This is a genomic window from Caballeronia sp. LjRoot29 (assembly GCF_964252755.1).
Classification (GTDB): domain Bacteria; phylum Pseudomonadota; class Gammaproteobacteria; order Burkholderiales; family Burkholderiaceae; genus Caballeronia.
In genome coordinates this window covers 88,993-109,250 of the sequence record NZ_CAXUPU020000013.1, presented here as the reverse complement: position 1 = coordinate 109,250, position 20,258 = coordinate 88,993, and the positions used below count along the sequence as shown (strand labels likewise).

Here is a 20,258-nt window from a genome sequence, read left to right as displayed (position 1 = left end):
CGTCAGAAGCCGCCCTTCTTCTTGAGCCATGCGTGTTCCTCTGCCGTTGTCTCGCGGCCGAGCATGACGTTGCGATGTGGAAATCGGCCAAAGCGCTCGATCACTTCAGCATGGCGATGCGCGTAGCCCAGAGAATCTTGCACGTCCTTATCGCCGGATTCATCGAAGAGTGCCTGAAGCAGACGCACGGCTTCGCGCTGGCTTGCCAACGCCTCGTCGTGCTCGAAGGGCATGGCGACGAATAGACGATGATGAATCGTCGGCAACGTGAGATCGCCGTGTGTATCGACCAGTTTATCCGCCAGCTTCAATGCTTCGTTGTCCCCAGCGAATGCGCGCGGCGTCCCGCGAAAGCAATTGCGCGTGAACTGATCCAGCAACACGATCAACGCCAGCGCGCCAAGCGGCGTAGCCGCCCACGATGCAAGCCGCCCCTCCAACGCCTCCTCGAGCAGAGCGCCGAAGCGCTCGTGGAGCATGGCGTCGAAGGTGACGTCCTTCTTGAACCAGACCTTGCGCGCGTGGCCGAACTCCGCTGAATCCGGCGCACCGAACCATGTGTCCAGCACCGCTTGAGCGCGTGCGTCGAGCATCACGCGAACTCGATTACGAGACGCCGCGTGCGTGCACTTTTCTTCTCCACTTTCGCAATCCTCAAGTCACCGATCTCGCTCGTATTGCGCACATGCGTACCGCCGCACGGCTGCAGATCGATCCCTTCGATACGCAGCAACCGCACGCGCCCCATGCCGGCCGGCGGCTTCACGCTCATCGTGCGGACGAGCTCGGGACGCTCCTCCATTTCCTGATCGGTGATCCACTCGGTCGCCACCGGATGCGCGCCGCCAATCAGCTCACGCAAGCGCGTTTCCAGTTCCTCGCGTTCGATGGGTTCGACCGTCGCGAAATCCATGCGGGCATAACCGCTGGTGATGCTGCAACCATCGACGGGATAGGGTAATGCCGCGCACAACAGATGCGTAGCCGTATGCAGGCGCATGTGCCGGTAACGCCGTTTCCAATCGATCTCAGCTGTCACCCGATCGCCCACTTTCAGCTTGGCGAGCAGCGCCTCCTGATCCGGCACGGGCACATGGACGGCATCATCAGGCGTGGCGCCTTCGAACTTGGCCTTGCGGGTGTCCGCTATTTCGATGCGCGTGCCGTCCGCCAGCGTCAGCGATCCAGCGTCGCCGGCCTGGCCGCCGCCCAGCGGATAAAACACGGTTTGATCGAGATGGATACCGAGCTCGTCGATAGCCGTTACCAACGCCTCGCAACGCGTCAAATAGGCGTCTTCGCGAAACAGCGCGCGTGTGCTCATAGGGAATCTCCTGGTCTGTCGCCGGCTGAAAATGAACCCGTATTATGCGGGTCTGCGGCCAAGGCGCCTTCGCGCGGGCGGTTGCGCACTCTCTCGTCTGGCTGCCGGGCACGGACTGATATGCCATTCGTTGAGCGGAGAGTCAGGCCATCCGCGACTGATTCGCCCTGACGGTGCGCTCCATCATGACGAGCGTCTCCTCAGTGATTGGCAAGCCGTTGGCATAGTGCCGGAACCCGGACGCAACCGAGGCAATGCGTTCGATGCTCTGCGATGCCATACGCGATGCAACGCCGGTCTTGCTGGCGAGGTTCATCAAATGCTCGCGCGCCGGCGCCCTTGCCTCGCCGCAAATGTCCATCTGATGCTCACCGCCCGGGCCCCCGTTGAACGTCAGGTCATAGGCGGGCGAAAACTGCCAGCGGCCGTCTGCGGCCATCACGAATGAGAAATTCTTTGCGTGGTCATCGCGGTTGTTGAACACGACGTTGAACACACATCGGTCAAATGCCTGCTGAACTTCGCGCGCGTCCCGCGTCATGAACTGCGTTAGCCGCAGCAGCGTGATGTAGTCCATCTGCGGCACGCGGAAGTCGGAGTGAGCCGCGCCCGCTGCCGTATGCATCGGCACACGCATCCCGTTGGAGCGGTCAAACCGCTCGACGCCAAACGCCGACAGCGAGGGACTGAGATCGAAGTAATTGGTGGCGGGCATCCGAAGTCCACAGGCCACGGCAATCGCCGCATACATTGCCTCGACCGCACAGACTTCCTTGTGATCGTGCTGCGCCGGGAATTTTACGAGCCACGGTGTCCCGAGTCCTTGCTCCGAGTTCGACATCCGGCCGGAATGCGGGTCATAGTTGACCAATACCTTGGGACGCGCGCCGTGCGGTGAGCCGCCCATCAGCGCGAGCTCGCGCAAGAGCGCCTCACTGTCATCCGTTATCACCTGGCGGACTTCGTGAGCGAGCGTAAGCAGCTGAACATCCTCCGGAACCAGCACTTCGCCGTCATTGGGTTCAAAGACGAGCGCGCCCATCGCTTTTTCGCCGATGAAAGCCAGCCGGTCCAGCGGAGACACGAGCCGGGGATCCCGCCCAAGCTTCCGGAACAACCGGTCCACCAGGAGCATGCCCCAGCCGTCCGGCAAGCAGTCGCTCACGAGGCCGGGCAGTCGCAGTTGATGCGCAGGGAAGTCTCCATACGTTGTCGCTGCGAGCGGCATCTTGAGTGGAGACAAATTCAAGCCGCGCTGCTGCGCGAGCGCGGAGTATTCAAACAGGAGGTCAGTGCCGTCGTCGGCCAGCTGGCCGAGCTCGAAGCGCTCACCCCAACCCGCGTAAATCACGCTCAGCTTCCTCATTCTGTCGCTCGCGAAGCGCGCTGGCGCTTGACGCTGACCGCCTCCATCGCCTTGATGGATTTGGGCTTCAGCGCAAAAATTCCGCCCAACTCCTCCACCAGCCCCAAAGCCATGACGACCCTCACGAAGTTATCGAGCGTGGCACGCCCGCTACGCTCAATATTGCGAACAGCCCGCTCAGAGATTCCGGCACGGCTGGCGAGTTCGTCCTGCTGAAGATTCTGCAGAAGCCGATGCGCGCGCAGACGTTGCCCCAACTCCGCTACGACTTCTTGAGAGTTAGACAGATTAAAGTGCATTTTTATGCCGGTTAGCAGCTAAAACACGGAACTACCGGCATAATTTTACCGTTTATGGATTTCTTGGTCAAATACAGTCATCTTGGTTAACCGGCATAGAAAAGTCGGTTAACCTTGAATATCGATCATAACCGGCTCAAAACTACCGATTAACCGAGGCGATGGGCAATGCGGGCAGTGCGGAGACGGGTTACTTGCGGACTCGCCTACGCCCGCTACACGCAGGGGTTTGAAGCCATGTTTGTAAGCAATGAACCAACACCCTAGGGGCGGTTACGCATCCACTCGGCGGTATCGAAGAAGGAGGTGAGCAAGCGTTCACGCAAGGGCGCGTCAAGGCCAACGTCTTCCATTGCCCACGCCATGCAGCGCAACCACTGATCGCGCTCCGGCAAGGCAATCGCGAAGTTCATATGGCGAGCACGCAAACGCGGATGTCCAAAGCGGCTGATGTAATGGTCCGGGCCGCCCATCCAGCCGCACAGGAACCAGAAGAATTTATCGCGGGAATTCTCGAGCGTCGGGGGATGCAACGCCCGTAACCCGGCGAATTCCGGTTCGAGATCCATCAGGTCGTAGAACCGGTCGACGAGTGCACGTACGCGCTCCTCGCCGCCAACGAGTTCAAATGCCGTGGGTTGCGGCGCTTGTTCAATATTTGCGTCGGTCATGCGTTTTCTTTGGGGGTTATCGGGACATTGGCGCAATGAACAACCTTGGGCTTTCCAGGTCGTTCAGGCATCCCGCAGCGATTGCAGCGCGGGCCGCGACAGCACGCGGCGCAAGCTCATCCAGCCACCCACGCCCGAACACACGACGCCCGCCACAATCCCCGCGGGCACCAGCCACGGGTTGAAATCGATGTGAAACTCGAACACGCGCGTCGCCAGCACATAGCCAATTCCCTGCGCGCCCAGCGCGGCCATCAGCCCGCTCAATGCGCCCACGGCCACGAACTCCGCGGTCTGCACCGAGCGCACCTGTTTATGCGATGCCCCAAGCGCGCGCAGCAACGCGGACTCATGCACACGCTCGTCGCGCGTGCCGGCCAGCGCCGCGTACAACACGAGCACGCCGGCCGCGAGCGTGAAGACAAACAGGAACTGCACGGCGCCAATGACCTGCTCCAGCACGCGCTGGATCTGCGCGAGAATCGGCGCGATATCGATAGCAGTCACGCTCGGATACTTGTTGATCAACCCATCGATCAAACTTTGTTGTCCCGGCGGCAAATGAAAACTCGTGATGAACGTGGCGGGCAAATCGCTGATGGACGACGGCGGCATCAGCACGAAGAAGTTGACCTTGAACGAATTCCAGTCGACCTTGCGCAGGCTCGTGACCGGCCCTTCGACCTGCATGCCGGCGACGTCGAAACGCATTACATCGCCGAGTTTCACGTGGATGATCTTCGCGAGTCCCTCTTCTATCGATACCTGCGGTTTGCCCTCCGTGCCGTACCAGTCGCCGCCGGTCACGCGGTTATCGCTGGGTAGTTCGGTGGTGTACGAGAGGTTGAACTCGCGGTCGACCAGACGTTTTGCATCGGCCTTTTCGTAGTTGTCGGGACTGACCGGTTTGCCGTTCACGGCAATCAGACGACCGCGCACCATTGGCGACAACACCGCGTCACCCTGCCCGTGCTGCTTGAGGTAATCAGTCACGCCGGCGCGCTGGTCAGGCTGGACATCGATGAGAAATTCGTTCGGCGCGTCCGGCGGCGTCGATTGCCGCCAGCCCGCGATCAGGTCGCTGCGCGTCATGGCAATGAGCAGCAGGCACATCAGACCGATGCCAAGCGCCGTGATCTGCAGCGCGCTCGCGCCGCTGCGCCGTTCAAGCGATGCCAGCGCGTATCGCCAGCCCACTCCCGCGCCCACGCGTTCGCTGCGCACAAACCGCGCGGCGCCCCAGAGCGCCACGCGCGCGATAGCGCCAAACAGCACCAGGCCGCCCGCGAATCCGCCCGCCACGATCCCGCCCAGCTTCCACTCACCGGCTGCGAGCACAAGCAGGCCGGCGAACAACAGCACGCCCACGCCGTAAGCGATCCACGCGACCCGGCCTGCATCGCCAAGCTCCCGGCGAATCACGTGGACCGGCGGCACGCGCGTCAGCGGCAGCAACGGCGGCACAGCGAAACCCAGCAACAACACCAGTCCGGTCGCTATGCCCTGCAACGCGGGCCAGACGCTGGGCGGCGGCAACTCGACATCGACGAGCGCTCCCAGCCAGTCCAGCAGCACCAGATGCCCGCCGAAGCCGAGCACGACGCCCACCGCACTGCCCAGCAATCCGACCATCAGGAACTCACCGATAAACAATGCCCGCAACGTTCCCTGGCTCACGCCGAGGCAGCGCATCGCGGCGCAGCCGTCCAGATGCCGGCGCGCGAAACGGTGCGAGGCCATGGCGATGGCAACCGCCGCGAGCAGCGCGGTGAGCAGCGAGACGAGCGTGAGGAAATGACTGGCGCGATCGATGGTCTGACGCACTTGCGGCTGGCCGTCCTGCAACGATTCGAGCGCGACGCCGCGCAGCTTGCCGTCATCCACCCTGGCGCGGGCGAACGTGGCGAACTGCTTGATCTGCGCATCCGGTCCCGCCACCAGCAGCCGATAAGTCACGCGGCTGCCGAACGTGACGAGGCCGGTGGACGCGAGTTCATCGGCACGCATCATCAGGCGCGGCGAAAAGCTGACAAACGAAAAACCGCGATCGAGTTCACGCGTGATGACCGCCGCGACCTTGAACGTGCGCGTACCCACGCGGACCGTGCCGCCGACAGGCACTTTCAGCGCATCGAGCAATGCGGGGTCGACCCAGACGGTGCCGGGTGCAGGAATAGTGGTGGCGGGCGCCCCTGGTTGATCGACGGCCGTTGCAGTGCGTACCGCGCCGCGCAGCGGATATCCGGGGGAAACCGCCTTCAACGCGGCGAGGCGGGCGACGGGCGGGTTTGATCCATTCGCCGAAACGCCCGCGCTGATCATGCTGGGGAAAATCGCCGTGGTCGCCGTATCGAGCTTGAGTTGCGACGCTTCTGCGGCGAACGCGGGATCGACCGGATGATCGGCGCGCACGACGAAATCCGCAGCAATCATCTGCCGCGCATCCCGCTCCAGCCCTTGGCGCATCCGATCGCCGAGAAAGCCGACGCTCGCGAGCGCGGCGACCGCCAGCACGAGCGCAAGGATGAGCATGGTTAACTCGCCCGCGCGCCAGTCGCGGGCGGTCATCCGCAGCGACTGGCGCGCGATCTGCGCGAAACTCAGTCCTCGCCTCGAATTTTGCTTGGAGTCTTGCTTCGGATCCTGCTTCAGCTCGCCGCCCAGGCTACTCGTACTCAATCGTGCTTGCTCCTGAAGCGGCCCACGCCGGGATTCACGCGTGCGCTGACGCTGGGCACCATGTGCTTGGCCATCCGCCCAAAGCCGCCACGCACGCCTCTCACGAGCCTTGGCAATGCCCAGCCCGCACACAGGAGGAACGCGATGATCAGCACGAGGCACAACAACGGCACGAACAACGCGAGCGTGATGCCGAGCAGCGCGCCGAAATCCTCGGTCGCCGATGCCACCCAGTTCGACACCGGTTCCGGCGATAAATTGATCAGTGCGCGCGTGCCGGCTTTTGCCAGATGCGCGGCGCCCGCGAGCGTACCGCCGGCGAGCGCGGCCACGGTCAGCAGCGCCGGATCGGCGTGGCCAAACGCGCCGACGGCCAGCACCGCGCCGGCCGGAATGCGAATGAAGGTATGGATGGCGTCCCAGAGGGAATCGAAGGCGGGGATTTTATCGGCGAAAAACTCGACTACAGCGAGCGCTGCAGCCACGCCGATTACCCACGGAGAACCGAGCACCGCGAGGGTATCGGGTAGATGAACCAGTCCCATGCGCTCGAACAGCCCCGCGACGAACACCGTCAGGTACAGTCGAAGCCCGCTGGCCCACGAAAGACCCGCTGCCAGCGAAAGTGCTTCAAGCATGACCGTCTCCTTGCGCGCTGCTCGCCCCGCGCCCGAGCGCCGGGCAGATTCCGGCGCATCCGGCTACGAATGCCTGAGCCGCCGCTCAAGCTGCCCGACAGGCTGGGGATAAATGGATTCGGCCCGGTAGGTTTGACCCGGCCCACCTTATTCTGGCGTTGTTCCAGATTCATGTGCCCAAACTGGGGCTACCGAACCCGGCAAATTTCTCAGGATTTTCAAGACAACTGAAAGTCATTATAGCCACGCACAGCGTGGTAATGCATCGCGTCATAAGTGAACGTGGGCGGCATCCAACGTTCCTGATTCAGCCCTTAATCCCTAAACAGCGGCGCGCTCAGTCCCGAACCCTGCAATGCACTCTATAACGGTCATTTTTGCGACGCCTTTAACGAGCGCCTCGATGAGCACGCGCGATGTGTCCGCGACAAAAGGCCGCTGCAGTGCGTTGAATTGTCGGATTTAATGCCCCGACGACAATTTCAATCCGATCAACCCAATCACGATCAGTACGGCACTCGCGACTCGCGCAACCGTCAGCGCTTCGCCCAGCATGACAATCCCGAACACGAATGCCCCGACCGCGCCGATACCCGTCCACACCGCGTAAGCCGTACCCAGCGGCAACTGGCGCATCGCCATTGCGAGCAGCACGAAACTGCCAATGGCCGTGACCAGCGTGAACACTGATGGCCAGAGCCGTGTGAAACCTTCGGAGGTCTTAAGACCCGCGGCCCACGCCACTTCAAGCAGGCCGGCGATCAGCAATAGAAACCACGACATGGAAACTCCCGTCTAAAACGGGGCCGTCCCCGATGTGTTCAGAGGCGCGCAAGGTCGTCCATGCGGCATGTAATGAAAGCGTAATTATACTGATACGACGAATGGTTCGCATGCCGGCTACCGGCGAATTCATCCACATTGGCGCCGGTTTCAATCGGTGTTACGCCGCGTTTTACATCGGGATATAAGAAGGTCGAAAAGCTGAAATAACCCGCAGCAGCCTTGCGGCCAACACCTTTATGCGCTGCGTTAATCCGTTCGAGCAGTGAATGCATCATCGAATGACGACATGAAATAGGAATGTCCTTTCACCAAAACCTGCTTTAATCTAAACCAGTACGCAACGGTCGATGCGTGAAACACTGCCGCGACCAGGCACAACATAGCGCCCACAGCGCTGGATTCGCGCGTCCGGACGCGGACAGTGCACCGCAGAATCAACCCATTTGAAACTTCGCACCGGGAGTGTTCATGGCGTTAGATGCCGTTTTGCTTTCGCGTTTCCAGTTTGCCTGGGTGATTGCGTTTCACATCCTGTTACCGGCCTTCACGGTCGGGTTATCGTGTTTTATCGCGACGCTGGAACTGCTCTGGTGGATCACCAAGCGGGATGTATACAGACGGCTTTCCGCGTTCTGGCTGAAAATATTCGCGGTTTCATTCGGCATGGGCGTGGTGTCGGGCATCGTGATGCCGTTCCAGTTCGGCACCAACTGGAGCCGGTTCACCGATGCCACCGCCAGCGTGATCGGCCCGCTCATGGGTTACGAGGTGCTGACCGCGTTCTTTCTCGAAGCGGCGTTTCTCGGTGTCCTGCTGTTCGGCCGCAAGCTCGTACCGCAATGGGCGCACGTGCTGGCAGCGGTTTTCGTCGCGTCGGGGACGGTGATTTCGTCGTTCTGGATTCTCGCGGTGAATAGCTGGATGCAGACGCCTGCCGGCTACAAGATCCTTCCCGACGGCCGCTTCGAAGTCACGAGTTTCTTCGACGCCATCTTTACGCCCTCCTTCCCTTATCGTCTCGGTCATACAGTCAGCGCCTTCCTGGTGACGGCCGCGTTCGTGATTCTCGGCGTCGGCGCGCTTTATTTGCGGCAGCGTCGCGCGCTCGAGGAAAGCCGCGTGATGACCAAGATGGCGCTGATCTTTCTGGTGATCATGGTGCCGGTGCAGATGGTTATCGGCGATGCGCACGGTCTTAACACGCTCGAACATCAGCCGGTCAAGGTCGCCGCCATGGAGGGCCTGTGGAACACCAGTTCGCCCGTGCCCGCCGCCATCTTCGCAATTCCTGACCAGGCCAACGAGCGCAACGATTTCGAAATTTCGATACCGGTGCTCGGCAGCATCTACCTCACGCACAGCCTGAACGGCACGGTGCGCGGCCTGAAGGACTTCCCGCGCGAGGACAGGCCGAACGTGGCGGTCGTGTTCTTCGCGTTCCGGATCATGGTTGGTATCGCGTTGCTGATGTTCGCGCTCGTGCTCTCGGGCATCGTGCTGTTCGCGCGCGGCAAGCTTGAGGCAAGTACCCGCTGGCTGCGATGCGCCACGTATGGCATGCCGCTGGGGTTTATCGCCGTGCTGGCGGGGTGGACGACGACCGAAGCCGGTCGCCAGCCCTGGACCGTGTACGGACTGATGCGCACGAAGGACTCGGTCACGCCGTCGCTGACAGCGGGCGATGTCGGGCTCTCGTGGCTGCTTTATGTGCTCGCGTATATCGTCATCTTCGGCTCGGGTTTTATCTTGTTGCGGCGGCTCGTGCGGATCGGCCCCGCCGATGAACACGTCGATACCGACAACGACCTCCTGCAACCGGAAACGCGCGCGGCGCGGCCGTTATCGGCGGCATCGGCTAGTGCATCGGGTGGCTCAGCGCGCAGCGCAAGCGCGGCCAAATCCGTCGGCCCGGACGACGTCGTTCCCCCTTCCAGGAGATCATGATGCTCGACCTCGTACCGATGTGGGCCGCCATCCTCGCACTCGCGGTATTCATGTACGTGCTGCTCGACGGCTTCGATCTCGGCGTGGGCATGGTCTTCCTGCTGCGTCGAGACCCCGTTGAACGCCAGTTGATGATCAACTCGGTCGCACCCGTCTGGGACTTCAACGAAACCTGGCTGATCCTGGGCGGCGGCGGTTTGCTCGCGGTCTTCCCGCTTGCGTTCGCGATCATTGTTCCGGCGGTTTATTTCCCCATCCTGCTGATGCTGCTCGGCTTGATCTTTCGCGGCGTGGCGTTTGAATTCCGCGAAGTGGTCGGCGCGCGCAAGTGGATCTGGGACAGCGCGTTCGGGTACGGTTCGCTGGTCGCAACGTTCTCGCAGGGCGTTGTGCTCGGCATGTTCATGCAGGGTTTTCCCATTCACGGACGCGTGTTTGCCGGTACAAGCTGGGACTGGATCGCGCCGTTTCCGCTGCTGACAGGGGTCGGGCTGATCTTCGGTTATGCGCTGCAGGGCACGACCTGGCTCGTGCTTAAAACGGAAGGCGAGTTGCAGGAATGGGCGCGTGGCACGGCCAAGAAAGTGGTGTTCGGCGTGGTCGCGTTCATCTTGCTGATCAGTATCTGGACGCCGCTGAAGGACGCGCGGATATCGGCGCGCTGGTTCAGTTTTCCGGACAGCTTCGTGTTCGCGCCGGTGCCGGTGCTGACGGCGCTGCTGATCTGGACATTGTGGACATCGCTTGAGAAACGCCGCGAAGTGGTCCCGTTCATGTGCTCGATTGGCTTGTTCTTTTTGGCCTTCACAGGACTGGTGATCAGCCTTTGGCCTTTTATCGCGCCTCCGTCGGTAACGCTGTGGGACGCGTCCACGACGCCGCTTTCGCAACAGTTCCTGCTGATCGGCACGATGTTCCTGCTACCCGTTATCGTGCTTTATGTGGTGTGGTCGTATTGGGTATTTCGCGGCAAGGTACGCGGCGACATGGGGTATCACATGTAGCTCGATCTGCGGGGAACGAGCCCGGATACTGCCGACAAACGTGGATGGTATCCCGGCTCACGCGAACGACAACCCGTCACAAAGTCTGAGCCGCGGCCTTCTCCAAAATCCGGCTCCACTTGTGCGCTTCGCGCCGGTCTTGCATGGGCAGATTCCAGCGTGGCTGCGTTGAATCCTTCACATTCAGCGCCACTTGCCATGGGTTCGCAGCGCCAGACACACCCGGCTCCATCCGCGCTCCACGCAGGTCCGCAAAAATATACATGCCGACCTGGCCGCCCACGCGCACCTCGCACAAACGCTTGGCCGCCGCGAGCCGCACGCCGCCCCAATCCCGCTTGAGCTCGTGCGTCCAGTCGCCATCGTGGACATTCGGTGCGACTTCTTTCCATCGCAGCCAGAAATACACGGCGACGCCCGCCGCTACCAGCGCCGCGATTACCGCAGCAGCAATCGCAACACTCACGCCGAACGCCGCCGATAACGCATGGAACGACCAAAACGCGCCGCAGATCACGGCAACCAGGACAACGAGCGCAACAATAATCGGCATCGATCAAAACCTTACAGGGCGGGTCATGTTATTGGGTCTTATGCTTCTCGTTCCAGTCTTTCAGCGCCTGCAGCGTGTTCGCCACATGCTTGTCCGGCGACAGGCTCGTATATTCATAGATCACGGTGCCATCCGGCGCGATCACGTATGACACGCGATTAGCCATGGAACTGACTAGCGGCATGGTTGCATCGTATTGCTTGATGATTTTTGCATCACCGTCGGCGGCGACCGGGAATTTACTCCGGCATTCGCTCACAGAAAACTTCTTCAACGTGTCGATATTGTCGTGCGACACACCAATGACCGTTGCACCCAGCGCCTTGTATTCATCGACGGCATCCGCGAACTCATGCGCCTCGATCGTGCAGCCCTTCGTGAACGCAGCCGGATAAAAATACAGGACGACCGGCCCCTTCTTCAATTCGTTCGCGAGCGAGTAGTCGTACACGTTGCCGCCCAGCGACGCCTGCGCTGTGAACACCGGCGCGTGATCGCCGGGCTTGAGCGTGGCATAAGCCACCAGTGCGTACACCGCGAGCGCGGCGCCTAGCGACACCCCCAGCATTCTCCCAGCAAACTTTCGCTTCATGAGACTCCTCCATTTTCGTGACCCGCACACGACAGGACAAACTTCGGAACCGCTCCGCTCACGTAAGAAACGTAGCGAACGCAGCAAACCTGATACCACCAATCCCTACTCCACCCGATGCGCACCAAACCACGTGGCCGCCTCGACCTGCAGGTCGGCAAGCACGGCGGGGGTCAACACCTTGAAATCCACGCTTGAACCAATGCTTGAATCGAGCTCGGGCGCATCGCCTCTTTCCATCGCCTGAGAGAGTCGCAACAGCGCGCCGAGCGGACCTTGGCCATCGACGATCGCCGCACCCATTTCTTTCGATAACTTCAGCAAATCCATGATCTCGGCCGGCGGCAAATCGACCACTACATGCACGAGCGAAAAGATGCCGGTCATGAAGGCGGCATCGGCGAATTCCTCACTCGATGGCCACATAGTCCGCGCCGCCAGCTCCATGAAACGCGCGCGGGTCCCGACCAGTTGCACCAGCGGGTCCGAACGCCACGGCAAATGACGGCCATCGGCATAGAGGAGCAACTGGGTCCAACGCGAAATCTGCCGCGTGCCGGTCGCAGCAATGGCCTCGCGCAACGACGACACCGGCCGGCTCAGTTTGAACGCGCTCGAATTGGCCAGCCGCAGCAACTGCACAACCACGTTCGGATTGAGCTTCAACTCCGCTTCGAGTTCACCGATATCAGGCTCTCCCGACAACACTCCCAGAAGGCGCAGCAACGCCGTACGCGACGGATTCGAGCGGCGCGTGACCAGCACTTGCGGACGGGCGAAGAAGTACCCCTGGAAGAGGTCGAAGCCAAGCTTGCGTGCTTCCTCGAAATCCTGATACGTCTCGATCTTTTCTGCGATCAGCGTCTTGCCATGCTGCTTGAGCGTGGCCGCGAGTTCAGGCAGTGCGTCGCGCGGGGTAGCAAGGAAGTCGACCTTCACGTAATCCACGTAAGGCAACGCTTCGTGCAAGGGATCGGTGAGCGACACGACGTCATCGAGAGCGAACTGGAAGCCGGCCGCGCGTAACTGGGCGCAGCGTTTGAAAAGCCTGGCATCGAAGGTGACGGTTTCCAGAATCTCGAGCACGAAACGCTCGGGCGGCATGATGTGGACGATGTCATCGAACAGCAGGTCGCGGTTCATGTTCACATAACCGCGGTGATCGCCCAGCACCGCCGACAAACCGATCTCGCCCACCGTTCGCGCGACGACATGGGCAGTGGCCTGCACATCGTCGAAAATGCGCGCGCGATTGTCCGGGCTGTCGCGAAAAAGCAGCTCGTAAGCATGCAGCGCACCGTTGCAATCGATGATCGGCTGGCGGCCGAGATAAACGCTTTCCGGCTCGCGAAGAACGGGCGAGGCAGTCTTCGCCGCGGGAGTGCCCACGGCGTGGTGCGCGGCGCGCCGGGGCCGGTTCCGATCAACTGGCGGCATGAATGGACCGGCTGCGTTGGCGTGAGATCGCAGGCTCAATGCAAGGGGCGGCCGTCGCCCAAGCCTCGCACATCACAATGCGTGTGTTCAGGGCCAGCTCCGGCAATCGGCTTGGGGACGCGATCATGGCGTGCAGCAATGGAACGGTGTTGACTGAATGACGACCAGACAGCGGGTTAGCTCAGGCGATTAGCGTGAGAGGTTGGCTTAAGGATTCGGCTCGACTATCCGGCTTACACACTCAAAGAGCGACGAACGCGCACTATCAAGCCCGGACAGCAGCCAGACCATAGCTCAACATCACGCTTGGCGGAACCACCGGCCAGTTCAGAATCCCAAGCCATCCAGCCGCACTCTACCCCAAATCGTGACGCCGACAAATTGCGTGAAACCCGCTGGGGCCAAGGCTTGCGGGCGCTCCGCTATTCCTCTAAAGAATTTCGGGACATAACCGTTAACTTGCAAAGAACGCGTCCGAGTCGCGGTTACCGGATATTACGGTGGCGCCCGCCCGCATCACCGGACCATCGACAGCCGATGCCCGATGCAGCGCGCTGGCCGGACAACGTGCGCCGCGCCCCTATCGGCCCGGCATGCAATCAGACAGGCTATAACCGAAACATGTCAGTAAAACGGATCACCGCCGAGCGCTTGAATGCATGGATCGCCCTCGCCGGCCAAACCAGCGTCGCCGTTCGCGCGACGGTCAGGACGTTGATCGCCACCGCGTTGCCGGGCTGCATGGCCAGGTTCGCCACAGCCGAAGCCATGCCTGCGCCCGTTCTGGCCACAGGTAGCCGTGACCCTCGGCCACGGCCGCTCGCCGTCTCCGGATCGGCACCGCTCGGTGGACGAGGGACAAAAGCAGGACGGATCGTCTCTGTTCCGGCTTCGGCCGCGCCGCTTCATCTATTGCATGCGGCTGCGGTGAATGAAGCTGAGCCGCCCTTAAGCGTCGCCACGGAAGCCACCCTCGCTGCCGTCGATTTCGTCGCGCAAGTGGATGCGTCGCTGCGGTTTTGCTATGTATCGGCGGGGAGCATCGAGTTCCTGGGTTATCACCGGGACTATCTGAGCTCGCTCTCGTTGCACGAGCTCGTGCCCTCGCACGAAACAGATGAACTCGATGCGCTCGTCGCGCGCGCACAACAAAGCGGCAAGCTGGAGACCGCGACGCTGCATCTGCTGAAGTCCCTGACCACGCCGATCCTCGTCGAACTGCGGATCCTCGCCACGCACGCGCCAGACCTGCCTGGTTTTGCGCTCGCCGCGTTTGAGGTATCGCATTGGCGTGACCGCGAAACCGCGCTGCAGCACACGCTGCATCACGATTCGCTGACTGGCCTCGAGAACCTGACAGCGCTGAAAAGCGCGATCGATGCCGCCCAGGCCGAAGCGGTTCACACGGGCACGCATGCCGCGCTGCTGCTGGTGGATATCGACAACTTCCAGCGCATCAACCGCGCGCTGGGCTACGACGCCGGCGACGACATGCTGCGCGAAACCGCGCGCCGCATCCAGCACGCAGCCCGCGCCGGCGAACATGTTGCGCGTGTCGGCAGCGATGAATTCGCCGTGCTGCTGTCGGCCGGCACCTCGGCCGAAGCGACCACGGCGGCCGAAGATGTCGCGCGGCGTGTATTGAGCGCGATTGCGCAGCCCTACCGGTATCGCGGACAACATACGCATTTATCGGCGAGCATTGGCGCCGCCATCTTCCCCGACGAAGTCGAGCAAGAGAGCGGCAGCCTGCTGCGCATGGCCGACCATGGACTGGCCCAGGCGAAGACATCGGGCGGCAATATCGTCGTGTTCCATGTTCCCGACGACGACCCCCGCAACGCCGCGCGCCTGAACCTGGAAGCCGATCTTTACGAAGGCGTGCGCAACGGCGAGTTTTCGCTGCACTTTCAGCCGATCACCGAAAGCCGCGGCGGCGGCGTGGTCGGCGTGGAAGCGCTGATCCGCTGGCAGCATCCGGTGCACGGCCTCGTGCCGCCGGCCGCTTTCATTCCGCTCGCGGAATCGATCGGCCTGATCAACTATCTGGGCAACTGGGTGCTCAAGGCCGCGTGCATGCAATTGGTGCAGTGGGACAGCGAAGGTTTCGTGCTGGACTATGTTTCAGTGAACGTCTCGCCGCAGCAATTTCGCGACAAGCGTTTTACGCAGAACGTGAAAGAGGCGCTGCAGCTGACGGGGCTCGATCCACGCAGGCTCGTGTTCGAAATCACGGAAAGCCTGCTGATGCACGATCCGGAAGAAGCGACCCGTTTGCTCGAGGCGCTGGCGGCGCTTGGCATTGCGTTCGCCGTCGATGACTTCGGCACCGGTTATTCGAGCTTGTCCTATCTGCAGCGCTTCCCGCTTTCGAAGTTGAAGATCGATCGCAGCTTTATCGAAAACCTGCTGACCTCGCGCAACAACCGGGCAATCGTGGCCGCCGTCGTGGGCCTGGCAAAATCGCTTGGGCTCGAACTCGTGGCGGAAGGCGTAGAGACCGAAGCGCAGCGCGAACTGCTGATCGAGATGGGCTGCGACCAGATCCAGGGATGGCTGATCAGCAAAGCCCTGCCCGCGAGCGACCTGATGCGTTGCTTTCAGGATAAAACGCTCTTTCTCCAGGCGCCTTTATAAGATACCGTCACGTTTTTGTCTTGATCGGGACAAGAAACCAGAGCTATTGCAGCGTTTCATTAATGATCTGCTGTAAAGCTTCTGCGTGTGCGCGCCGTTATAAGGTTATGCAGGGTTAAATGCAGGGTTTAAGCGGGCTTTTTTCCGCGCGTTACGCTTCGACCCAGGTCGACGATTCAAGCCGTTCCGGGCACCCGGTCGGGAACGTGTAAGGCATTCACACCAATCGCATGGCAAGCAATTCCAAAGCCGAATTACTGGACAAGCTGTGGGGCCGCATGAGCGAGCGCGGGGATTTTCCGATGCTCTCGCAGGCGCTGCGCACCACCGTGTCCGCAATGAGCGACGACGACCTGGACTTTACAGCCCTGGTCCAGGTCGTTCTGTCTGACTTCGGCCTCACGCAGAAGGTGCTGCGCCTCGCTAATTCCGCGATGTACATTTCATTCGGCGGCAATATCACGACCGTGACGCGCGCGTTGATGGTGCTCGGCATGGACGCGGTCGGCCATCTGGTGGTCGGTCTGAAACTGGTCGATCACTTTCATCAAAGCGCGCCGCGACGCATCGACGCCAAGCTCGAACTCAACCGCACGCTGCTGTCCGGCACCGTCGCGCGCCAAGTGACCGAGCACAGCGAATTCCGGGCGTCGGAAGAAGCCGTGGTTTGCACGCTGATGCGGCAGATCGGCAAGCTGCTGGTGGCGTTCTATCTCGAGACCGAATGGGACCAGTTGCGCCGCAAGGCTGCGGCCGAGCAGATCAGCGACAGCGTCGCGTGCAGCACGTTGCTCGGCGTCACCTTCGAGGAAATCGGCATGGAAGCCGCGGACCGCTGGCGCCTGCCGGAGACCATCCGCACCGGCATGCTGACGCGCGACCCACTCGCCCCTATCGATGAAAAAACGCCGCGTCACGTGCGCTGGCTGCAGGCCGTCACCAACTATTCGACCGAAGTCGCCGATGCGCTCACCGCGCAGCATGTCGACGAAACCTATCGCGAGTCGTCGCTCGTGGATATCGCGAACCGCTACAGCCGCGTGCTGCTGACCGATGCCGCCACGCTCGCCGCGATGAGTCTCGCGCTCGCGAACGAAGACTCGAACGATGGCGTCATGCGCGAGATCGTGGAACTGCGCGCGGACGCCGATGCCATCGCGCGCGCGGGTGTATCGGCGGAAGCGCGGATTGCTGCGGGGCTTGAGGACTTGCGCTCGCTGCCCTCGAAGAACGCGCTGAGCGCAGTGCTTGCGCTGGCATCGGAAGCGGTGCTGGCCGGACTCGCATTTTCGCGCACGGTGGTATTCGTGCGCCAGTCAAACAATGAGTTCCACGCGCGTCTCGGGCTCGGGACGGGCGTGGAGGCGCTGCTTCCGTCGCTGACGTTTCCCGCGGCGTTCGAGCCTGACGTGTTCCATCTGGCGATCTCGAACCCGGTGGGGATTTTTATCGAAAATGCGCGCGATCCGCGGATTGAAGCGCGCTTGCCGCGCTGGTTCAAACCTTCATTCGGCGATGCCCACGCGTTCGTGCTGCTGCCCGTGAAGGCTAACGGCTCGACGGTGGCCATGCTTTACGGCGACTGGACGCAAGCGCAGCACGTACGGAAGATCACGCAGCCGGAAATGGCCGCGCTCAATGAACTCATGCGCGAACTGAGCCGGTTTTTTTCTAACGCGGACTGGAAGGAAGTGGAGTTGCTTTAGCTTGTTTTGTGCGGTTTTTTGCACGTCGGCGAGCAACTCGCACTCTAACTCCTCACTCGCGCCAAAGTATCGCCACCGCCTGATCGCCGTACTCCACGATGTACCCGCCATGCTCGCGCTGCCATTCACGCGCGGCGTCGGCACCGGCAAACCACACCTTCTCGTAGTCACCAAAAGCGCCTGCATCGAAGCGGTATCGATCGATGACGGCAGGCTCTCGCGTATCGAGTTCCGGCTTGCAAGCGTCCCAGCCGAAATGACCCAGCTCGACCGCCAGCATGTTCAATATGTGCTTGAGCTGAACCTCGGTGCGCGTTTTGTGAAGCTCGGCGAGCGTCTCCGCGCGGGTTACGCCGGCGGCTAGCAGACGGCGTGCGATGGGCATCGCCGTGCTTGTATCGTCCGCACGAGCGCGACGAAGCAGCCGGCGCGCATGGCGTCGGAGAAATTCGGTATTGGTGAGTCCGGAATTGATAGTGCGGGGACAGGATGTTGACCACATGACGTTTCTCCTTGTTGCGCCGTTCTCGCTGCGGCTAAAGGTTCAACGTTGCGGTTTATCCAGATGAAGCGATAACGCGTGACAGGTGTTTTCACTTTCGCGAGACCGGGCGCCCTGCCGCGCCCGTCGCGAATTCTAGAACAAAGGCTTGCGGTTCAGCAAGCCCAGGTTCAGTCATCAGCATCAACACCACATTGCATTACGTGAGATCACGCGAGCTGAAACTTACCGACCAGCTGTTTCAGTGCATGCGCCTGATCATCCAGCGACTGCGCAGCCGCGGCCGCCTGCTCGACCAGCGCCGCGTTCTGTTGCGTGCCCGCGTCCATTTGCGTGACGGCGAGATTGATTTCCTCGATACCGCTGCTCTGTTCCGCCGACGCCGCCGAAATCTCGCCCATGATGTCCGTCACGCGCTTGACTGCCTTCACGACCTCTTCCATGGTCGAGCCGGCTTCGTGAGCGAAGGTCGAGCCATCGGAAACCCGCGCAACCGATGCGTGGATCAAGCCCTTGATTTCCTTCGCCGCCGCCGACGAGCGTTGCGCAAGATTGCGCACTTCGCCCGCGACGACCGCGAACCCGCGCCCTTCTTCGCCCGCCCGCGCCGCTTCCACGGCGGCATTGAGCGCAAGGATATTCGTCTGGAACGCGATCCCTTCGATCACCCCGATAATGTCGCCAATACTCTTCGCGCTCGCATTGATTTGTTCCATGGTCGCGACCACGCGTCCGACCACCACGCCGCCCTTCTCCGCAATCTCCGACGCGTTGTATGCCAGCGAACTCGCTTGCTTCGCGTTCTCGGCGTTCTGGCGGACGGTGGATGTCAGCTCTTCCATGCTCGACGCCGTCTTTTCCAGCGCGACGGCCTGCTGCTCCGTGCGCTGCGACAGGTCCACGTTGCCCTGCGAGATTTCGCTGGACGCCGACGCGATCGCTTCCGCGCTGGCCGCAATTTCTCCGACCGTCGCCGATAAATCCTTCTGCATGCCCGAAAGCGCGTGGAGCATGCTGGTGTTGTCGCGCTTCGCAATCGCGATGCGGTTGGACAAGTCGCCCGCTGCGATCCGGCTCGCAATTTCCATCGCATAGACAGGTTCGCCACCAAGCTGTTTCGCGATCCGCCGCACGACCCATTCGCCTACCGCGAACGCCAGCACGATCAGCACGAGCGTCAACACGGCCACCATCACAAACGATGCGTGATAAATGGCGGCGGCCGAATCAATCGTCGCCTTGGCTGTCGCGCCTCGCTGTTCGATGAGCGCATTCACGAGCTTTTCCAGCTTGCCTGTTGCCACCAGCAGCGAGACATCCATGATCCCGACCTGCCAGTTCATCTGCGACAAATCGAGCGGTTGCTCCTTCACGAGTTTGACGAAAGTGCGCAGGTCGGTGCTCCACGCGCCGACCGCCGTCGCCAGGCGCTTCTGGTCGCCGGTCGGGTCCGCGTAGTTTTGCAGGTTGTGCTGTCCGCGGCCGATATCGGCGAGCGCATGTTCGATATCCGCGCCGAGTTCGTCGCGCTCTTTCGCGGTGGTCGCGGTGAGCAGCATCTTTTGCGAGCGGCTCGCACGCAGCACGGCGCCGCGCAGCTCTTCAACATCGCGGCTGGCGACATACCCCTCGCGATAAATGGATTCCGTGGAGCCGTTGAGCCGGCTGATCTGCGTCAGCGCAATCACGCCGATAACCAGCGTGCCGACCAGCAACAACGCGAACGCGAGGCGCAGTGATGCCTTGACCGATAACGAACGGCCGCTCGTGGCGGCGATCTTGGCCATTGTCCGGGCGGCGGCCTTGGCGCCGACATCGGGAATAAATCCAGCGCCGGGATTGCCCCGCAGCGAAAACGGTTTCATCTATTGAATTCCCAGTTTGATTGGCATCGCGCGGGCTGCTTCTTGGGCGGGCCGCACGGCTACATCAATGGTCTACGGCGGGAAATCGCGCTTCTTTAGATGTGTTTTCCCCACATGTTGGAAACCAGCGTTGACGTCACCAAAAGCGGGCGTACATGCGCCAGGTGTGGGCAGCCGCATGTCCGTTTCGCGACAAAATTTGGCCGGACAATGCGTAGAGGACACATTAAAATTATCTGCACACCGCGCATCCGT

17 protein-coding genes are annotated in these 20,258 nt (G+C 61.5%); 4 read left to right on the top strand and 13 right to left on the bottom strand.

Features of this window, described 5'->3' with window-relative positions:
* Positions 1-2: 2 nt before the first annotated feature.
* The 8 genes from ACSQ83_RS16600 to sugE form a co-directional block, all read right to left on the bottom strand.
* Positions 3-593, bottom strand: coding sequence for a DUF924 family protein (locus ACSQ83_RS16600; RefSeq protein WP_436228910.1), 591 nt, complete (start codon positions 591-593; stop codon positions 3-5).
* Positions 593-1,324: an alanyl-tRNA editing protein gene (locus ACSQ83_RS16595; RefSeq protein WP_436228909.1), complete on the bottom strand. Its 732-nt coding sequence runs from the start codon at positions 1,322-1,324 to the stop codon at positions 593-595. The genes ACSQ83_RS16600 and ACSQ83_RS16595 overlap by 1 nt, the downstream gene beginning before the upstream one ends.
* Before the next feature lie 142 nt (positions 1,325-1,466).
* The gene (locus ACSQ83_RS16590) at positions 1,467-2,690 is read right to left on the bottom strand and encodes a type II toxin-antitoxin system HipA family toxin (RefSeq protein WP_436228908.1); all 1,224 of its coding nucleotides are present in this window, start codon (positions 2,688-2,690) and stop codon (positions 1,467-1,469) included.
* On the bottom strand, positions 2,687-2,989 hold the full coding sequence (locus tag ACSQ83_RS16585; protein ID WP_436228907.1) for a helix-turn-helix domain-containing protein: 303 nt from the start codon (positions 2,987-2,989) through the stop codon (positions 2,687-2,689). The genes ACSQ83_RS16590 and ACSQ83_RS16585 overlap by 4 nt, the downstream gene beginning before the upstream one ends.
* Positions 2,990-3,252: 263 nt before the next feature.
* A complete protein-coding gene (locus tag ACSQ83_RS16580) occupies positions 3,253-3,660 on the bottom strand; it encodes a group II truncated hemoglobin (RefSeq protein WP_436228906.1) in 408 nt (135 codons plus the stop codon).
* A gap of 63 nt (positions 3,661-3,723) precedes the next feature.
* Entirely contained in the window at positions 3,724-6,228 is a 2,505-nt protein-coding gene (locus ACSQ83_RS16575; protein WP_436228938.1) for an ABC transporter permease, read from the bottom strand.
* 107 nt (positions 6,229-6,335) lie between these two features.
* Positions 6,336-6,977 (bottom strand): DUF4126 domain-containing protein, encoded by a 642-nt coding sequence (locus ACSQ83_RS16570; protein ID WP_165092081.1) that lies wholly within the window; start codon positions 6,975-6,977, stop codon positions 6,336-6,338.
* A 462-nt stretch (positions 6,978-7,439) separates the two neighbouring features.
* On the bottom strand, positions 7,440-7,760 hold the full coding sequence (sugE, locus tag ACSQ83_RS16565) for a quaternary ammonium compound efflux SMR transporter SugE (RefSeq protein ID WP_436228905.1): 321 nt from the start codon (positions 7,758-7,760) through the stop codon (positions 7,440-7,442).
* Between the two features lie 471 nt (positions 7,761-8,231).
* On the opposite strand from sugE, the gene ACSQ83_RS16560 reads away from it, so the two are divergent.
* Complete coding sequence (locus ACSQ83_RS16560; protein ID WP_436228904.1) at positions 8,232-9,707, top strand: cytochrome ubiquinol oxidase subunit I; 1,476 nt, start codon at positions 8,232-8,234, stop codon at positions 9,705-9,707.
* A complete protein-coding gene (cydB, locus tag ACSQ83_RS16555; protein ID WP_436228903.1) occupies positions 9,704-10,711 on the top strand; it encodes a cytochrome d ubiquinol oxidase subunit II in 1,008 nt (335 codons plus the stop codon). The genes ACSQ83_RS16560 and cydB overlap by 4 nt, the downstream gene beginning before the upstream one ends.
* Positions 10,712-10,787: 76 nt before the next feature.
* Here cydB and ACSQ83_RS16550 read toward each other — a convergent pair whose 3' ends face one another.
* The 3 genes from ACSQ83_RS16550 to ACSQ83_RS16540 form a co-directional block, all read right to left on the bottom strand.
* Positions 10,788-11,264 carry a hypothetical protein gene (locus ACSQ83_RS16550; protein ID WP_436228902.1) on the bottom strand — a complete coding sequence of 159 codons (477 nt, stop codon included), beginning with the start codon at positions 11,262-11,264 and terminating at the stop codon, positions 10,788-10,790.
* A 28-nt stretch (positions 11,265-11,292) separates the two neighbouring features.
* The gene (locus ACSQ83_RS16545; RefSeq protein ID WP_414952278.1) at positions 11,293-11,856 is read right to left on the bottom strand and encodes a peroxiredoxin; all 564 of its coding nucleotides are present in this window, start codon (positions 11,854-11,856) and stop codon (positions 11,293-11,295) included.
* Positions 11,857-11,961: 105 nt separating this feature from the next.
* On the bottom strand, positions 11,962-13,293 hold the full coding sequence (locus tag ACSQ83_RS16540; protein ID WP_436228901.1) for an EAL and HDOD domain-containing protein: 1,332 nt from the start codon (positions 13,291-13,293) through the stop codon (positions 11,962-11,964).
* 537 nt (positions 13,294-13,830) lie between these two features.
* Here ACSQ83_RS16540 and ACSQ83_RS16535 point away from each other — a divergent pair.
* Positions 13,831-15,930, top strand: a complete 2,100-nt coding sequence (locus tag ACSQ83_RS16535) for a putative bifunctional diguanylate cyclase/phosphodiesterase (protein WP_436228900.1) — start codon at positions 13,831-13,833, stop codon at positions 15,928-15,930.
* Positions 15,931-16,160: 230 nt separating this feature from the next.
* The gene (locus ACSQ83_RS16530) at positions 16,161-17,636 is read left to right on the top strand and encodes an HDOD domain-containing protein (protein WP_436228899.1); all 1,476 of its coding nucleotides are present in this window, start codon (positions 16,161-16,163) and stop codon (positions 17,634-17,636) included.
* 52 nt (positions 17,637-17,688) lie between these two features.
* Here ACSQ83_RS16530 and ACSQ83_RS16525 read toward each other — a convergent pair whose 3' ends face one another.
* Positions 17,689-18,138, bottom strand: a complete 450-nt coding sequence (locus tag ACSQ83_RS16525) for a hypothetical protein (protein WP_436228898.1) — start codon at positions 18,136-18,138, stop codon at positions 17,689-17,691.
* A gap of 209 nt (positions 18,139-18,347) precedes the next feature.
* Entirely contained in the window at positions 18,348-20,003 is a 1,656-nt protein-coding gene (locus ACSQ83_RS16520) for a methyl-accepting chemotaxis protein (RefSeq protein WP_414952273.1), read from the bottom strand.
* Positions 20,004-20,258: the final 255 nt, after the last annotated feature.

Coding starts and splice junctions, on each gene's coding strand:
- ACSQ83_RS16600 (WP_436228910.1), bottom strand. CDS start 593: ATGCTCGACGCACGCGCTCAAGCGGTGCTGGACACATGGTTCGGTGCG.
- ACSQ83_RS16595 (WP_436228909.1), bottom strand. CDS start 1,324: ATGAGCACACGCGCGCTGTTTCGCGAAGACGCCTATTTGACGCGTTGC.
- ACSQ83_RS16590 (WP_436228908.1), bottom strand. CDS start 2,690: ATGAGGAAGCTGAGCGTGATTTACGCGGGTTGGGGTGAGCGCTTCGAG.
- ACSQ83_RS16585 (WP_436228907.1), bottom strand. CDS start 2,989: ATGCACTTTAATCTGTCTAACTCTCAAGAAGTCGTAGCGGAGTTGGGG.
- ACSQ83_RS16580 (WP_436228906.1), bottom strand. CDS start 3,660: ATGACCGACGCAAATATTGAACAAGCGCCGCAACCCACGGCATTTGAA.
- ACSQ83_RS16575 (WP_436228938.1), bottom strand. CDS start 6,228: ATGACCGCCCGCGACTGGCGCGCGGGCGAGTTAACCATGCTCATCCTT.
- ACSQ83_RS16570 (WP_165092081.1), bottom strand. CDS start 6,977: ATGCTTGAAGCACTTTCGCTGGCAGCGGGTCTTTCGTGGGCCAGCGGG.
- sugE (WP_436228905.1), bottom strand. CDS start 7,760: ATGTCGTGGTTTCTATTGCTGATCGCCGGCCTGCTTGAAGTGGCGTGG.
- ACSQ83_RS16560 (WP_436228904.1), top strand. CDS start 8,232: ATGGCGTTAGATGCCGTTTTGCTTTCGCGTTTCCAGTTTGCCTGGGTG.
- cydB (WP_436228903.1), top strand. CDS start 9,704: ATGATGCTCGACCTCGTACCGATGTGGGCCGCCATCCTCGCACTCGCG.
- ACSQ83_RS16550 (WP_436228902.1), bottom strand. CDS start 11,264: ATGCCGATTATTGTTGCGCTCGTTGTCCTGGTTGCCGTGATCTGCGGC.
- ACSQ83_RS16545 (WP_414952278.1), bottom strand. CDS start 11,856: ATGAAGCGAAAGTTTGCTGGGAGAATGCTGGGGGTGTCGCTAGGCGCC.
- ACSQ83_RS16540 (WP_436228901.1), bottom strand. CDS start 13,293: ATGCCGCCAGTTGATCGGAACCGGCCCCGGCGCGCCGCGCACCACGCC.
- ACSQ83_RS16535 (WP_436228900.1), top strand. CDS start 13,831: ATGCCCGATGCAGCGCGCTGGCCGGACAACGTGCGCCGCGCCCCTATC.
- ACSQ83_RS16530 (WP_436228899.1), top strand. CDS start 16,161: ATGGCAAGCAATTCCAAAGCCGAATTACTGGACAAGCTGTGGGGCCGC.
- ACSQ83_RS16525 (WP_436228898.1), bottom strand. CDS start 18,138: ATGTGGTCAACATCCTGTCCCCGCACTATCAATTCCGGACTCACCAAT.
- ACSQ83_RS16520 (WP_414952273.1), bottom strand. CDS start 20,003: ATGAAACCGTTTTCGCTGCGGGGCAATCCCGGCGCTGGATTTATTCCC.